The sequence below is a fragment of the Cyanobium sp. NIVA-CYA 375 genome (assembly GCF_056108345.1).
This window is the reverse complement of sequence record NZ_JBSYHW010000379.1, coordinates 1-610: the sequence shown is the minus strand read 5'-3', so window position 1 is coordinate 610 and position 610 is coordinate 1. Positions and strand designations below refer to the sequence as shown.

1 protein-coding gene is annotated in these 610 nt (G+C 68.9%); it reads left to right on the top strand.

The genetic code is table 11. The features are described from left to right. Positions 1-610: PAS domain-containing protein (locus tag AC01FP_RS18685; protein ID WP_474482400.1), on the top strand; the 610-nt coding region annotated here is incomplete at both ends.

Here is a 610-nt window from a genome sequence, read left to right as displayed (position 1 = left end):
GCCCCGCCTGCGGTTCTATGCCGGGGCGCCGCTGAGGTCTCCCGAAGGGGTGCCGCTGGGTACACTGTGCGTGATCGAATACATCCCGCGCCCGGCGGGCTTGACCGGGCTGCAGCGCGATGGGCTGGTGGTGCTGGCCCAGGCAGTCATGCGGCGGCTCGGGCACCGTCGACAGGGTCTTGCCCGGGAGGCGGAGATGGCGGAGACCGTGCGCCGCTTTGCCATGGTTGCCGACGGCATCCCCGACATCGCCTGGTCGTGCAGCCCGGAACTGGAGTTCGATTTCTACAACGCGCGCTGGCGCCAGTTCACCGGCACCGAACCGCCGCCTGACAGCGATGGCTGGCGCGAGCTGATCCACCCCGATGACGAGCAAGCCGCGTTCGGAGCCTGGGGCAGTGCGACCGAGCTCGGCGAGGCGTTCGAGAGCGAGTACCGCATGCGCCATGCCACCGGTGAATGGCGCTGGGTGCTGAGTCGCGCGGTGCCGATGCACGATGCCGCTGGTGCGATCGAGCGTTGGTTCGGCACCGTAACTGACGTGCACGAGCAGCGCGTCGTATCCGAGCAGCGCGACCTGCTGGCGCGCGAACTGTCACACCGGATCAAG